The 15,145-nt window shown below is 58.6% G+C and carries 14 protein-coding genes; 12 read left to right on the top strand and 2 right to left on the bottom strand.

Annotated features, from left to right (window positions below):
- Window positions 1–5 precede the first annotated feature (5 nt).
- From AC3WMT_RS15540 to AC3WMT_RS15515, 6 genes are read left to right on the top strand one after another with little or no spacing between them, the layout of a single operon-like run.
- Window positions 6–1,088, top strand: coding sequence for a glycosyltransferase (locus AC3WMT_RS15540; RefSeq protein WP_103305093.1), 1,083 nt, complete (start codon window positions 6–8; stop codon window positions 1,086–1,088).
- A 14-nt stretch (window positions 1,089–1,102) separates the two neighbouring features.
- Window positions 1,103–2,215: a polysaccharide pyruvyl transferase family protein gene (locus AC3WMT_RS15535; RefSeq protein ID WP_103305094.1), complete on the top strand. Its 1,113-nt coding sequence runs from the start codon at window positions 1,103–1,105 to the stop codon at window positions 2,213–2,215.
- Entirely contained in the window at window positions 2,212–3,444 is a 1,233-nt protein-coding gene (locus AC3WMT_RS15530; protein ID WP_103305095.1) for an MATE family efflux transporter, read from the top strand. Before AC3WMT_RS15535 ends, AC3WMT_RS15530 begins: the two co-directional genes overlap by 4 nt.
- Window positions 3,435–4,538: a hypothetical protein gene (locus AC3WMT_RS15525; RefSeq protein WP_103305096.1), complete on the top strand. Its 1,104-nt coding sequence runs from the start codon at window positions 3,435–3,437 to the stop codon at window positions 4,536–4,538. Before AC3WMT_RS15530 ends, AC3WMT_RS15525 begins: the two co-directional genes overlap by 10 nt.
- A gap of 12 nt (window positions 4,539–4,550) precedes the next feature.
- Window positions 4,551–5,600: an acyltransferase family protein gene (locus AC3WMT_RS15520; RefSeq protein ID WP_103305097.1), complete on the top strand. Its 1,050-nt coding sequence runs from the start codon at window positions 4,551–4,553 to the stop codon at window positions 5,598–5,600.
- 54 nt (window positions 5,601–5,654) lie between these two features.
- Window positions 5,655–6,785: an SGNH/GDSL hydrolase family protein gene (locus AC3WMT_RS15515; RefSeq protein WP_103305098.1), complete on the top strand. Its 1,131-nt coding sequence runs from the start codon at window positions 5,655–5,657 to the stop codon at window positions 6,783–6,785.
- 41 nt (window positions 6,786–6,826) lie between these two features.
- Here AC3WMT_RS15515 and AC3WMT_RS15510 read toward each other — a convergent pair whose 3' ends face one another.
- Entirely contained in the window at window positions 6,827–7,231 is a 405-nt protein-coding gene (locus tag AC3WMT_RS15510) for a phosphohexomutase domain-containing protein (RefSeq protein ID WP_103305099.1), read from the bottom strand.
- Between the two features lie 29 nt (window positions 7,232–7,260).
- Complete coding sequence (gene galU / locus AC3WMT_RS15505) at window positions 7,261–8,094, bottom strand: UTP--glucose-1-phosphate uridylyltransferase GalU (protein ID WP_007910549.1); 834 nt, start codon at window positions 8,092–8,094, stop codon at window positions 7,261–7,263.
- Window positions 8,095–8,484: 390 nt separating this feature from the next.
- Here galU and galE point away from each other — a divergent pair, with 390 nt between their 5' ends.
- The 6 genes from galE (at window position 8,485) to AC3WMT_RS15475 (ending at window position 14,683) form a co-directional block, all read left to right on the top strand.
- Window positions 8,485–9,501: a UDP-glucose 4-epimerase GalE gene (gene galE / locus AC3WMT_RS15500; RefSeq protein ID WP_103305100.1), complete on the top strand. Its 1,017-nt coding sequence runs from the start codon at window positions 8,485–8,487 to the stop codon at window positions 9,499–9,501.
- A gap of 231 nt (window positions 9,502–9,732) precedes the next feature.
- A complete protein-coding gene (locus tag AC3WMT_RS15495) occupies window positions 9,733–9,969 on the top strand; it encodes a hypothetical protein (RefSeq protein WP_007910552.1) in 237 nt (78 codons plus the stop codon).
- An 88-nt stretch (window positions 9,970–10,057) separates the two neighbouring features.
- Entirely contained in the window at window positions 10,058–11,173 is a 1,116-nt protein-coding gene (locus AC3WMT_RS15490) for a polysaccharide biosynthesis/export family protein (protein ID WP_177431421.1), read from the top strand.
- Window positions 11,174–11,184: 11 nt separating this feature from the next.
- Window positions 11,185–11,850, top strand: a complete 666-nt coding sequence (locus AC3WMT_RS15485) for a YjbF family lipoprotein (protein ID WP_103305102.1) — start codon at window positions 11,185–11,187, stop codon at window positions 11,848–11,850.
- Complete coding sequence (locus AC3WMT_RS15480) at window positions 11,847–12,608, top strand: capsule biosynthesis GfcC family protein (protein ID WP_371919317.1); 762 nt, start codon at window positions 11,847–11,849, stop codon at window positions 12,606–12,608. The genes AC3WMT_RS15485 and AC3WMT_RS15480 overlap by 4 nt, the downstream gene beginning before the upstream one ends.
- Entirely contained in the window at window positions 12,605–14,683 is a 2,079-nt protein-coding gene (locus AC3WMT_RS15475; protein WP_103305104.1) for a YjbH domain-containing protein, read from the top strand. Before AC3WMT_RS15480 ends, AC3WMT_RS15475 begins: the two co-directional genes overlap by 4 nt.
- Window positions 14,684–15,145: the final 462 nt, after the last annotated feature.

The raw sequence follows: 15,145 nt of genomic DNA, 5'->3' as shown, positions 1-15,145 counted from the left end.
GAGTTGTGAAAAAAATACTGCACGTGGCTGAAACGATCAAAGGTGGCGTCGCGACGGTGATCCGCACGATTTCGACGTCACCCGAAGACGACGCTGCCAGCTATGAGCTGGTCTATCTGGTCCCGCAGGATCAGGAAAAAGAGCTGCACGGCATTCCGGCGCAGCAGATCCGCACCTTCGCTCGAACCGGGCGCAATGTGCCGTCGCTGCTGCGTTTCGCCTGGCGTCTGATCCAGGTGATGCTCAAGGAAAAGCCTGATGTGGTGCATTTGCACAGCACCTTTTCCGGGGTGATCGGCCGTTGCGTGTGCGTGCTGTTGCGACCGTGGCGCAAGCCGAAAATCGTCTACTGCCCGCATGCCTTTTCGTTCCTGATGGAAAGCTCGCCGACCAAGCAGAAAGCTTATGCGTGGATCGAGCGGGTCTTGCAGAAAGTCACCGACGTGATCATTTGCGTCAGCCAGTACGAGCTCGACAAAGCCGCGAAGTTTGGCATCGAGCGCAAGCGCATGAAGCTGATCTACAACGGCATTCATCGCAAGGAAGACGCGTCGAAAACCAACGCTGCCGAGCCGATTCATCTGCTGTTTGTCGGCCGTCTCGACTACCAGAAAGGCTTCGATGTGCTGCTCAAGGCCTACGCCAAAGTGCAGCGCAACGACCTCAAGCTGACGGTGGTCGGCAGTGCGGTCAACGAGGATGCGGTCGAGTGCCCGCCAATGGCTGGTGTCGAATATTTGCCATGGGTGACGCCGACCGAAGTGCACGCGCTGTATCAAAAAGCCGATGCGCTGATTGTGCCGAGTCGCTGGGAAGGCTTTGCGATGGTGCCGCTGGAAGGCATGGCGATGGGCTTGCCGGTGATCGCCAGTAACTGCACTTCGCTGCCGGAACTGGTCACCCATGAAGTGTCCGGCTACGTCTTCCCCTCTGGCGATCATCAGGCCCTGGCCGATGTGCTGACGAACATCCAGAAGCCGCGTTTGCTCGACCTTGGCAACGAAGGTCGCAGCATCGTCCGCGAGCGCTTCAGCGCTGCCTTGATGATCCGCCAGACCTACGACCTGTATTGCGCTCCCACTTATTAAGTAGAACTCAGCTTATGAACGTAACGATTTTGCATGGCTACAGTGCGTCCAACTCCGGTGACGGTCTGCTGGTCGATCTGGCGATTGCGCTGGTGCAGCGCAACTTTGGTGAAGACACGTCGATCAGCGTCGTGGCTTCCGATCCCGAGTCCTTCAACTATCTGCCGCACCCGCGTTTTGACGCTCCGGTGATGGCCGCCAAGGGTTTGGGCCGGGTCAAGCAAGCGGTGTTTCTCAATCAGTCCTACGCCGGGCTCGCCGATCTGTTGAAGAAAACCGACTTGATCGTCGGCGTTGGCGGCGGCTACATGCGTTCGAAAAGTGCCTTCGAACACATCAAACTCAAGCTGGGCCACGCCAAGCAACTGGAAACCGCGATCCTCAGCAAAGTGCCGTCGGTGTACCTGCCGCAAAGCATCGGCCCGTTCCATGGCGAGAGCAGCAAGATTGTCGAGCACTACACCAGCGCCGACGCGGTGTTCGTGCGCGACAACCGCTCCTCGGCGATCTTCGATGCTTGCGAAAACGTCTATCGCGCGCCGGATCTCGCGGTGCAGTCGCTGGCCGGCAAAATTCTTCAGCAACCCAAGTTCACCCGTTGCGCAGCGTCGCCGGCCACGGTCTGCGTGGTGCTGCGCAAGCCGCCGGAGTGGAGCAAGGAAAAGAAGCTCGCCTACGTCGCCAACCTGAAATTGCTGCTGCAGCGTTTGAAGAACAAAAGCAAAGTGGTCTGCGCGGTGCAAAGCGCGGTGCGCGGTAACGATGACGGCGCGTTTTATCGCGAACTGGGCATTACTGAAGACTTGCTGTCGTTGAAGGCGACCATCGCCAAATACCAACCGGACCTGGTGATTTCCGTGCGTCTGCACGGCGCCATCGAGTCGCTGCTCTCCGGCGTGCCGGCGTATCACATCAGCTACGAGCGCAAGGGTTTTGGCGCCTATCAGGACATGGGTGTCGAGGACTGGGTGATCAATGGCGGCGATATCAATGTCGACACCATCATCGACACGGTCTACGCGCCGAATGCACTGTCGAACTTCGGCAAACGCCTGACCGACACCTGCCGCGAGATCGAGGCGAAAACCGTGGCCATGGACGAGATCATCAAAGGGATCGTTCGATGATATTTCGGCTATTGCTTCGCGGCGGAGCCTTGGGCGCGAAGTTTTTGCTGGTGTTGGCGATCACTCATTACCTCGGTTATGAGGCCTTGGGTTTCTATGGCGTGGTGGTCGCGGCGTCGTTGATCGCCTCGAAGTTTTACAGTGTCGGTTTCAGTTCGGAGATCAATCGGCTGATCAGCGTCGGTGGCAGTTCGCGCCGGGTGGTCGACAAGGTGTTGCTGTTGTACCTCGCTGTCGGATTGCTGTTGTCGGTGGCGACGGTGCTGATTTATTCGCTGTTCCAGCAGGTCGATGCGACAACCGCGCTGATCCTCTGCGTGACGCTGGTTTTGCTCAGCGAGCACCTGTCGTTCGAGATCAACTCGTTCGTGTTCTCCGCGCAGAAAGCCACGACGGGCGCCCTGTTGTTCTTCATCAAGACCGGCCTGTGGGCGTTGTTGGCCGTCGGCGGGATGATGCTCGGTTGGGTGTCGGAAATCGCCAGTGTGTTGTGGTTGTGGGTGGTCGCCAACGTGCTGGTGATCATCGCCGGTTACTGGATCGTGGTGAACGTTCATCACGGCCGGGAAGCAGGGTCACTGGCCACGGCCACCGTGTGGAAGGCCGGGCTGCCGTTCTACTTCGGCACCGGGCTGATCGCGCTGAGTCAGTACGCCGAACGCTTTCTGATCGCCGACCTCGAACCCTACGCCAGGCTCGGTCAATACGTTTACGCGTGGTCGGCGGCCAACACGTTGCAGGCGCTGTCGTACGCGGTGGTGGCGGTGGTGGGCATTCCGGTACTCGCCAAGCGTTTCCAGGCTGATCAACAGGCGTTCACGGTCAGGCAACTGTTCGTGAACAAATGGGTCATGCGCTCGCTGGTGGTCTCGGCTGCGGTGGCGGTGGCAATTTATCTGTTCTTCAACGTGGTGCTCGATTACGTCGCCACCAGCGTGCCGCGCCCGGACAACGCGATCCTCGGCGTGCTGATTTTCTCCTTCGCCCTGCGCGCGATTGGCGACATCGTCTGGGGTGGTTTGATCGCCTCGAAAAACAGTCGGGTATCTCTCGCCAGCGCGGCGATCTGCCTGCTGGTTTCAGTGCCGGTCAGCTACGTGCTGATCAAACACTATTCGATCTATGGCGCCGCCTGGGGCAACGTCTTCGCGATCATCGTGCAGCTCGGCGTGATTGCCCTGTTGACCCGTGTGACCGGCGCGAAAAAGGCTGCTGTGTCATGGGCCTGAAGCTGCCGTGCATCGAGTTTCGCGGCAAGAAACTCGATTCGTACGTCTCGTTCCTGATCCTCTTCACCGGGCTGTTTCTGTCGGTGGCGATGCCGCTGCTGATCCCCCGCGATCCGGGCCCGGATGCGATGACGTTGTGGTCGTCCTATGCGCGTGCCGACAACTGCAATTTCTGGAACCCGTTCTCGCCGGATCGTTCTTCTTACGAGTGTTCGGCGTTCCTGCTGCGACCCACCGGGATCAACCTGACCAACGCCTGGGCCTACGGGATGTTCTGCAACTTTTTCCTCACGGCGATTCCGGTGGTGGTCTTTCGGCGTATGCCGCTGGCGATCTTCGGCACCTTGTGTCTGTGGGGCATCGTGCGCTCGTTCTTCCTGGAAAACCTGACCAAGGAAATCATTGTGTCGGTGGCGGTGTTGAGCATTTTGCTCAGCTCGTTGACGCGCAAATATCGCGGCGGCTTTTTCCTCTCGGCGGTGATCTACGGCGTGCTGATCCGGCCCTACTGGATTCTGTTTTCGCTGTCGTGGGTTGGCGTCTGCGTGATGAAGAAGTACGTGTCGCGCACGACGTTCTTTTTGATGCTGTTCCTGTTCTACCTGGCGGTGGCGATGTCGATCCAGGTGGCGCTGGGTTTTCCGGTGTCGTCGATTCGCGCCAGCAACAACGAGTTGCGTACGGCGGGCGAGGAGGGTTCCAAATCGCTGATCGTGTCGTGGCTCAGCGGCAGTGACTTCGTCTCGCAGGCGCTGGACTCGATGATCATCTTCTTCCGGCTGTCGTTCCCCGTGGAACTGATTCTGCTCTCCGGGCCGGGTCAGGTGATCTTCGTCGCGTTGATGATCATGACCGCGTTGCTGCTGTTCAAAGTCATCACCTCGACCGACTACAAGGGCGCGCCGATCCAGACCAAACCCAAGGAACTGATCGCGATTCCGCTGGCGTTCTTGCTGGTGCAAGGCTTGTTCGAGCCGGACTTCGGCTCCTTCGCCCGACACTTTTCCATGGTCGTGCCGGTGCTGTTTGTCGGTTTGGGTTTGATGCTGCGGGCGAACAAACCGGTGCAGGTTGAATCAAGAATTCTGAATTGAGGCAGGTGCTTTATGTCGAGCAAGAAAAAGTCCCTGGAGATCGAAACCCTGCGCGGCCTGGCGTGCCTGCTGCTGGTGCTCTATCACGTCATCGGGCCGTTGGGCGGTGGTCTGAAGATCGATATCGGCTCGCCGTTCCGGGTGATCGCCGACTCCATGGTGTACGTGCGCATGCCGCTGTTCACCTTTATTTCCGGCTACATCTATTCGATCTACAAAATTCGCGGCAATGACTTTTCCGCATTCTTCAGCGGCAAGGTGCGGCGGTTGATCGTGCCGCTGTTTTGCGTCGGCGTGCCGTTCTCGGTGCTGCAAGCGGTGGGGCCGGGGGTGAACAAGGATGTCGGTGTGATCGACGCGTTGCTGTCGTTCTGGGTGCCGATCAATCACTTCTGGTTCTTGCAGGCGGTGTTCATCATTTTCATGTTCGTCGGCTTGCTGGAGTGGCGGGGCTTGCTGCGTTCTCCGGCGCGGTTGTATGGGCTGTTCGCGTTTGCGGCGGTGTTGTTTCTGCTGCCGCCGTTCAAGCTCGATGCGTTTGGCATCAATGGCGCGATTTATCTGCTGCCGTTTTTTGTCGCGGGGATGATCGGGCAGGAGAACGTCGACCGGTTGAAGCAGACGTTCAAGGTGATCGGCCCATTGGTGTTCGTGGTGATTTCGCTGACGCTGTTGTACGTGGCGGCGATTGATCGTGAGTTGATTGTTGATCGCCGTAGTCTGATCGGTCTGACCGTCGGTTGCGTGTCCTGCATCGCGTTGCTGTCGAGTGATATGCGCTCGAAGTGGCTGACCTGGCTGGGTGGTTACTCCTACGCGATTTTCCTGTTTCATGTGTTGTTTGCGGCGACGTCGCGATTCGTGCTGGGGCGGTTGGGTGTGAAGGATGAAAGCCTGCTGGTATTCGGTGGCGTGGCGTGCGGCTTGCTCGGGCCGGTGCTGTTGTCGATGATTTTCAGTCGGTTCAATTTCACCTCTGTGTTGTTCCTCGGTGAGCGCGCGGCGAAGAAGAAACCGTTGGCGCCCATCACTCCGGTGGTGCCAACCCAATCATCCCTGTAAGTCACACGATCCCTGTGGGAGCGAGCCTCCACTACGGATTAAAGGAAATTTTGCATGTTGGCAGTAGATGACGCGCAACCCGTCGCAGCGTCGGTGGTTGAGGTGGGCGATGCGCGTGAGCGCTTTGCTCAGTGGCGTGAAGGCAAGGCCGGCAAGGTGTTGGCGGTCTCGGTAATCGGCGACAGTTACAGCGCCGGGCAGGATTTCTATCTGAACAAACTGGTGCAGCGCGTGGCCGGGGAGGTTGGTTTCGCCGGGCCCGGTTACGTTGGCTTCAACCATGGCGCGGCGCTGGGTGGCACGCATTTCAAATACACCCGCAGCAGCGAGAAGTACTTTGGTGGCGGCTGGGATGTGTCCGGCCTCGGCCAGGCCAGTCCTGACAGCCGCACGGTGACAGGGCAGCCTGGCGCCTGGCTACAGATCGATGCCAACCCGACACCTCGGATCAACACGGCGGTCACCCAGGCGAAGTTGCTTTATCGGGGCAATGGCGAACCCAGTGAGGTGCGCTATCGCTGGGCGCCGTCGGAAGACTGGAAACCATTGACGCTCGCAGGCTCAGGCGTTCAGGAAGTGCCATTGCCGAGCACACCGCCAGCGGCGGATTGGTCATTCAAACTGGAAGTGGTGAAAGGCTCGCCGACGTTGTTCGGCCTGTGGATGAGCAATGATCAGCACGGCATTCGGGTGTCCAAACTCGCGGCGTCTGGCGCGGCATCCGCTGACTTCTACCACAAGGATCTGCAATGGCAGACGCAGTGGAAAGCCGCCGTCTCAAAGATCCCCGCCGACGTTTACCTGATCATGCTCGGTGGCAACGATCAGGGTTTTGGGGTGAAACCCGAAGCATATCTGCACAACGTCCAGGGTCTGGTGGGAATGATCCGCGAGATCCAGCCAGCCGCGAGCATCAACCTGGTCATGCGGCAGGACACCACGCGCTCCAGCGCCTACCCGATGTCGGCGTATGCGCAGGTATTGCAGCCGTGGGCCCACGAGCAGCATCTGGGTTACGCCAATCTGCAATGCGCCTTTGGTTCCGACGTCAAACGCTATGCTGGCGCGATGATCGGCCCGGACAAGATCCATCCGCTCCCGGCTACGGGGGGAAAGGTAATTGCTGATTATTTTTACCGCTGGATAGTGGGCGCGGACGATAACTGCTCCGCATCCCGGCAGTGATCGTTCCCACGCAGAGCGTGGGAACGATCAGGTGAGGGGCATTATTCGAAGGCGTCGATTTGATCGAGCAATTCCGTAACCTTCTGCGGCATCAATCGCGTATCACAACGGGTTTCGACGTTGATGATGATCGCCGGGTCGTTGCAGCAGATGCGCACGCGAAAGCGCCAGTCACCGAAAATCACCTTCAGCCCATCACTGTCATCCATTTCCAGCGCCTGCTCGCCATACAGTTTTTTCAGATGGGCGAGCAGGGGATAGGGATCGGCCATCGTCCGGCGAATGTCGCCAGACGAAGGAAACATGCCAATCCGCTCCACCAGCAAAATCGTGCCCAGCCAGGACTCGTTGGCGCTGGGCAACGGCTGATGGCGGGACAACCAACTCATCACCCCGAGGTTATCCACCTCGCGTTCAATCTCTACGGAATGTTGTGCAATGTTCATGGTGGCCTCGCTGGGAGAAGGGAGCCGTCTCAGCGGCCCTTGAGGTAGACGTTTTCGTAGCAGAAATTGGTCGCTTGCAGATAACCCTCGGCGTCGCCGCAGTCGAAGCGCAGGCCCTTGAACTTGTAGGCCAGCACGCAACCGTTCTGCGCCTGTTTCATCAGCGCGTCGGTGATCTGGATTTCACCGCCCTTGCCCGGTTGGGTGTCGGCGATCAGGTCGAAAATGTCCGGGGTCAAGATGTAGCGACCGATGATCGCCAGGTTCGACGGCGCATCCTGCGGGGCGGGTTTTTCCACCATGTTGTTGACGCGGTAGATGCCGTCGGACATCAGTTCGCCGGCGATCACGCCGTACTTGTGCGTCTGGTCAGCCGGGACTTCCTGGATGGCGACGATCGAGCAGCGGAATTTCTTGTAGAGCTCGATCATCTGCGTGAGCACGCCGTCACCTTCCAGGTTCAGGCACAGGTCATCGGCCAGCACCACGGCGAAGGGTTCGTCGCCGATCAAGGGGCGACCGCTGAGGATCGCGTGGCCAAGGCCTTTCATTTCCACCTGACGGGTGTAGGAGAAGGTGCAGGTATCGATCAGCTCGCGGGTGCCGGCGAGGAACTTCTCTTTCTCGGTGCCGCGAATCTGGTGTTCCAGTTCATAGCTGATGTCGAAATGGTCTTCCAGCGCACGCTTGCCGCGACCGGTGACGATGGCCATGTGTTGCAGGCCGGCGTCCCGCGCTTCTTCAACGGCGTATTCGATCAACGGCTTGTTGACGATCGGCAGCATCTCTTTAGGCATGGCTTTGGTGGCCGGCAAGAAACGCGTGCCATAGCCGGCAGCGGGGAACAAACATTTACGAATCATAAAAGTATCCTGGACAGTCATGGAACACAGGCAACGGTTGCGGGCCATAACAAATGGCTGCAAGTTTCAATGAGTATTGAAGACTTACTTTAATACCCGAGTCAGGTTATTAATGGCAATTGGCGACGGCGGTAAAACGCGACAATGTTATTAGATGTCGGTTAGAGCGTTATTGGTTATTTTTAGTCGGTATCTGTTGATAGTGGTGTTTGCACTTGCAGTGCTAATAAGTAGCGGGCGATACAGTGTGACTTGCAAAAATATTTATTGCCAGTCATTGAACTGAATTTGTTTTTTGTTGTTGTCGCCTTATTTGTGTGGATTGCGACACATCTGCACAACAACAGGCTTGACAACCTACCGGCTACTTATCCACTAACGGACCGCGCTATGAAGATTCTGGTAACCGGTGGCGCCGGCTATATCGGCTCGCACACCACACTTGCTTTGCTTGAAGCGGGTTATGAAGTTGTCGTGCTGGATAATCTTTGCAACAGCAGCGATGCGGCATTGCATGCGGTAGAAGCCATCTGCGGCAAGAGCGCGTTGATGATTCGCGGCGACGTCTGCGACCGCGCGCTGCTGGATCGGATTTTCCAGGAGCACGCCATCGAAGCCGTGCTGCATTTCGCCGGGCTCAAGGCCGTCGGCGAGAGCGTGCGCCAGCCTTTGGCGTATTACGAAACCAATGTCAGCGGCAGCATCACGCTGTGTCAGGCGATGGCAGCGGCGGGGGTGTTCCGGCTGGTGTTCAGCTCATCGGCCACCGTTTACGGTGAGCCTGAGCAGATGCCGATCCGTGAAGACTTCCCGACCGGCAACCCGACCAACCCCTATGGTCAATCCAAGCTGATCGTCGAGAACGTGCTGCGCGACCTGTGTCAGTCCGAGCCGCGCTGGAGCATCGCTTTGCTGCGTTACTTCAACCCGATCGGCGCGCATCACAGCGGCCAGATGGGCGAGGATCCCAACGGCATCCCCAACAACCTGCTGCCTTACATCAGTCAGGTCGCGGTCGGTAGCCTGCCGGAGCTGTCGATCTTCGGCGACGATTACCCGACAGTCGATGGCACCGGTGTGCGCGACTACATCCACGTCGTCGACCTGGCGGACGGGCACTTGAAGGCCTTGCAGTCGATCAGCGGGCGCAGCGGCATTCATACCTGGAACCTTGGCACCGGCGATGGCTACAGCGTGTTGCAAGTGCTGCGCGCTTTCGAACAGGCCAGCGGACAACCGGTGCCTTATCGGGTGATGCCACGTCGTTCGGGGGATATCGCCGAGAGTTGGGCCGACGCTTCCAAAGCTGCGAAAGAGTTGGGCTGGAAAGCCACGCGTAACTTGCAGGACATGGTCACCGACACTTGGCGCTGGCAATCGAGTCATCCAAACGGCTATCTCGGATAATGTCGTTTTGATACCGAATGTTAGTTTCGGTCAGGTGTTAGATATCGTCTGGAAAATACGCTGGAAATGCCTTTTGCAAGTCCGTAGATATAAACCTGCCGTTCGACTTTTATCAGTTGGGTAAGACTGTGAAAGAACAACGGATCTTGTTCGCATTTTTCGCGGACTTGAACTCTACCACCTCTAACACACGCCGGTTTTTAACAGGATGAATGTTAGAAAGGAGTTGATATGAAAAAAGTGATGGCAGTTGCCCTGTTGACGATGTTGAGCAACTGGGCTGCCGCAGCTGAAGCGCCGCTGACAGCGGTAACCAATGTAGGTGGCAATGTAGCGGCTTCTCAAGCGCCTGCAGCCAGTACTGCAATGGTTGCCAGTGCTGTAGCGGCGTCCAACAGCGGTGGCAGTGCCAACGGCGGTACCACCGGTACGACGGGTACCACCGGTACAACCGGCACGCATAACTAACAGATGTTTTTGTTAGTGCAGTAAGGGTCGCCCGACGCAAGTCGGGTGACTTCTTTTTAGATTCGCCCTTGAATAGCGTAGTGCCATTATGACTCGTAGTTTTTCTCTTTTAATGTTGGCAAGTCTCGCTTTACAAGGTTGCATGTTTTCCCCGGGCCAATACCTGAGCACCAGTGACATCACCCGCCAAGGGGCCAGTGAAAGCAGCCGGGTCGAGCTGATCCCGATCACCCCCAAGCTGATTTCCACCACTCGCGCCACGCAAAAGCGCATGTCGGTGCCGAAGGAGCTGTTGGCGACCCCGGCCGAATATCGCATCGGCAATAACGATGTGTTGTACATCACGGTCTGGGATCACCCCGAACTGACGGCCCCGTCCGGCGCGCAACAACAGATTGATGCCAACGGCCGTCTGGTGCGTTCCGATGGCACGCTGTATTACCCGTTCATCAAGGAAGTCCAGGCCGCCGGCCGGACCATCCAGCAATTGCGCGCGGACATCGAACAGCGCTTGTCGGCGTTTATCGCCGAGCCGCAGGTAGACGTCGCTGTGCTGCGTTTCGCCAGTCAGAAAGTCGTGGTCACCGGCGCGGTCGGCAAGGCCGGCCCGCAGGCGATTTCGACCAATCCGCTGAGCGTGGTCGAGGCCCTTGGCACGGCCGGTATCGACACCAACAATGCTGACCTGTCGGGCCTGACACTGACGCGCAACGGGCGGGTCTATCCGCTCAATCTCGACTCGCTCAACCAGCAGGATTCCGAGTTGCAGGGCGTCTACCTCAAGGGTGGCGACCAGTTGTATCTGCCGTACAACGACAACAAGCGCATCTATGTGATGGGCGAGGTCAATCAGCCGCGCGCATTGAGCTTCAAGACCGCGACCATGAACCTTTCCGATGTGCTCGGTTCGGTCGGCGGCCTGAGCCAGACCACCTCCAACGGCAACGCGGTGTACGTCATTCGTGGTGTGGAAAACCTCGATGTCGAGCCGGCGAAGATCTACCAGTTGAATGCCGAATCGCCGACCGCCATGGCACTCGCCACGCACTTTGAAGTACGCCCACAGGACGTCGTGTATGTCGGGCCTGCCAACGTGACGCGCTGGAACCGCTTCATCAGTCAATTGGTGCCGTCGGCATCGATTGTCGGAACCGGGGCTTCCGCAGCGAAGAACTGGAGCGAATTCAGTAACAACAGCAAATAAGGTCGCCGACTGTGAACACGTTGAAAGTTGGCGTCTGCCTGATGGCGGCCCTGTTGTTGTGTGGCTGTAACCCGCTGATGAGCGCGTCGCTGAACAACCTCAAATCGGCGGTGATCGGCCCGGATGAAGTGGACGTGACGCCGGCCCAGGTGGCCGAGGTCAATTATCCGCAGCTCAAACTGACCACGCCGTCCGGCTCCGGGGTGCTGGCGCTGGTGCGCGAGCGTGAGGACCTGCAGTTCTGGGTCGCCTCCGGCAAACAGGTTTTGCTCCTGCGCAATGGTCTCGCCGTGCGCAGCATTGGCCTGGGCCTTGAGGGCGATCTCGACGGCACGCGACTGGCGGATGACTCGCCGTTCAAATCGGGTTTGCATCAAGTTGCCGATGGCTTTACCAGTCGGCGCTGGATCGATCTCTACAAGGGCCAGGAAGTCGGGGTGATCGTCAACAGTCGCTTTATCCGCCGCGCCACGGAAACCCTTGAACTTCTCGATAAGGAATACACCGTGCTGCGTGTCGATGAGCAGATTGACGCCCCGGCCATCGGCCTGAGTGCGACCAATCGTTATTGGGTCGATCCGCGTGACGGATTCATCGTCAAGAGTGAGCAGCAACTGACCGCGCAATTGCGCGTGAAGATTGTGCAACTGACCCCTGATCGCAGGCACCTGCCGTGAAGCGGTTCAGAATGTTGTCGGCGTGCCTGTTGTTAATCAGCGGCATCAGCCAGGCCGCCGTCACCGTCAGCGGTGATGTCGCCAACCCCGGGCCGGTCAAGCTGCCCGCGGGTGGGCGCCTGCTCGACGTGATCAACGAAGCTGTCCCGAATGCCGAAGGTTATTGGCTGGCGGGTGTCTTGTTGCGTCAGTCATTGCTGGAAGAGCAGACGCGGCTCAAGGCCGGCGTGTTGTTTGATCTGGACGTGTTGCAACGCATGGCGGCGCTCTTCGATAGACCGAGTCGGGTGGCGCTGGCGCAACGGTTGATTGAGCAAGTGCGGGAAATGCCGGTCACCGGACGGCAGATCGCCGATCTCGACCCGGTGGCGATTGAAGTCGGCTTCGCCCGCAACATTCGGCTGGACGATGGCGATCGCCTGATCTACCCGAAACGCGTCGACGAAGTTGAGGTGCTCGGCGCTGTCGCCGAAACCTGCCATTTGCCTTATCAGCCCTTGCTGGAAGCCCGTGAATATCTGGAAAGCTGCCCGCCGCTGGACGATGCCGAGGCCGATTACCTGTGGCTGATCCAGCCCAACGGCGTCTCGCGGCGCGTCGGCATTGCCCACTGGAATCGCGAGAGCGGGCAGTTTCCGGTGGCCGGCAGCAAGATTCTGGTGCCGGTGAAAAATGATGATCTGGATCCGCCTGTCCCTGAGTTGAATCAGCAGTTGGCCGAATTGATTGCCACGCAGCTGGCCGAGGTGGTTCGTTGAAGTTACGTTTTGCAGCCGTGTTGTTATTGCCCTGCGGGCTGGCCCATGCCGAGCCGCGCATTACTCAAAATGACTTTGGTGGCACCGGTCTGTTGCAGACGCCGACCGCGCGCATGGCCCCGGCCGGCGAGTTGAGCGTCAACGCCAACCGCACCGAGCCCTACAGTCGCTACAGCGTTTCGTTGCAGCCACTGGACTGGCTCGAAGGTTCCTTCCGTTACACCGCGATCACCAACCGGCCGTACGGCTCCGAGGCCCTCAGCGGCAGCCAAAGCTATAAGGACAAGGCGGTCGACGTCAAAGTCCGGCTGTGGCAGGAGAGCCATTGGTTGCCCGATGTCGCCCTGGGCTTCCGAGACGTCGGTGGTACGGGTTTGTTCTCCAGTGAGTTTTTTGTCGCCAACAAGCGCTACGACAATTTCGATTTCAGCGCCGGCATTGCCTGGGGTTATCTGGGCAACCGAGGCGACATGGATAACCCGCTGGGCTATGTCAGTGATCGCTTCGATACCCGGCCCGCGCTCGAAGGCACCGGTGACGTCAACTCAGGTTCGTACTTTCGCGGCAGGCCTTCGTTGTTTGGTGGCGTGAGTTATCAGACTCCCTGGGATCGCCTGAGCCTGAAACTCGAATACGAAGGCAACGATTACAAGCACGAGCCGAAGGACAACATCATCAAGCAGGACTCGCCGATCAACTTCGGCGCGGTGTTCAAAGTAGCGGATTCGGTCGACGTCAGCGCGGCGTGGGAACGTGGCAATACGGCGATGTTCGGCATCACCTTCCACACCAACTTCGTCAGCCGCAAGGCGCCGGCGAAGACTTACGATCCAACGCCTGAGCCTTTGCCGGCGAAGATGCCAACCACCGCGATGGAGCAGGTTGACTGGGCCAACGTCTCGCAACGTTTGCAGCAGAATGCCGGCTACAACGTCGAGCGCATCAGCCAGCGCGATTCCGAGTTGATCGTGTATGGCGAGCAACAGCGTTATTTTCATTCGTCCAAAGCAGTGGGGCGGGCGAGCCGGATTCTCGACAACAGTGTCAACGACGACATCAACTGGTTCACCGTGGTCAACAAGCGCTACGACTTGCCGCTGGAAGAAACCAGCGTGCCGCGCCAGACCTTCCGCGAAGTGATCAACAACGAGGAGCCGCTGCAATCGCTGCACCGCACCACCGAAGTCAATCCGGCGATGCCGCACAACGAGAAAACCCTCTACACCGAAGCGCCGCAACATTTCAGTTATGGCGTCGGTCTGGGCTTCAAGCAGAACGTCGGCGGCCCGGATGGTTTGCTCTATCAATTCAGTGCCGATGCGGATGCCGAATACCGCTTCAATCGCAGCACCTGGTGGAGTGGCATGCTCAGCGCCAACCTGAAGAACAACTTCGACAAATTCACCTATGACGCACCCAGCGGTTTGCCGCGTGTGCGTACGGATTTGCGTCAGTACCTGACCGAATCCGAAGTGACCATGCCGATGTTCCAGCTCAGCCACACCGAGCAGTTGGATAAAGACCTGTATGGCATGGTTTACGGCGGTTATCTGGAGTCGATGTTTGCCGGGGTCGGGGGCGAGGTGCTGTTCCGCCCGACGGGCGAGCGTTGGTCGGTGGGGGCGGATCTGAACTACGTGCGCCAGCGGGAATTCGATCAGGGGTTTGGTTTGCGCGATTACTCGGTGGTGACCGGGCATATCACCGGTTACACCGATTTGCCGTATGACACACTCGCCGCTGTCAGTGTCGGCAGGTATCTGGCCGGTGACTGGGGCGGTACGCTGGACATCTCTCGCGAGTTCTCCAACGGCGTGCGCTTCGGTGCCTGGGCGACCATCACCACGGCCGGCAGTGCCGAGTACGGGGAGGGTAGCTTCGACAAGGGCATCTACCTGTCCATCCCGTTCGACGAAATGATGAGCATGTCGACCATGCGCCGCGCCAACCTCGTGTGGGCACCGCTGACCCGTGACGGTGGCGCAAGGCTCAATCGCGGTTATCAACTGCATTCGATGACGGATAGCCGGGATGACGACATGTTCTATCGCAACTTCGAGAAGATCACCGAGTAATCCCAGTACCAAATCCAATCCCTGTGGGAGCTGGCTTGCCAGCGATGACGGCGGCACATTCGGCATCAATGTTGAATGGGCGGACGCAATCGCGGGCAAGCCCGCTCCCACAGGGGTTTTGTGACTGGTCCAAAATCCCGGCTTATCTGCAGTTCCTTTTGTGAGCTGTGCTGTCGCCAAATCCCGGGCCACCATCAATCCCTTGTGGCAGCTGGCTTGCCAGCGATGACGGCGGTCCATTCAGCATCAATGTTGACTGGGCGGACGCAATCGCGGGCAAGTCGGCCCCCACAGGGGGTTTGTGACTGGTCCAAAATTCCGGCTTATCTGCAGCTCCTTTTGTGAGCTGTGCTTTCGCCAAATCCTGGGCCACCATCAATCCCCTGTGGGAGCTGGCTTGCCAGCGATGACGGCGGTCCATTCAGCATCAATGTTGACTGGGCGGACGCAATCGCGGGCAAG

The sequence above is a fragment of the Pseudomonas sp. FW305-7 genome (assembly GCF_058786735.1).
The sequence above is the reverse complement of the archived record's forward strand: the minus strand, read 5'-3'. Positions and strand labels throughout refer to the sequence as shown.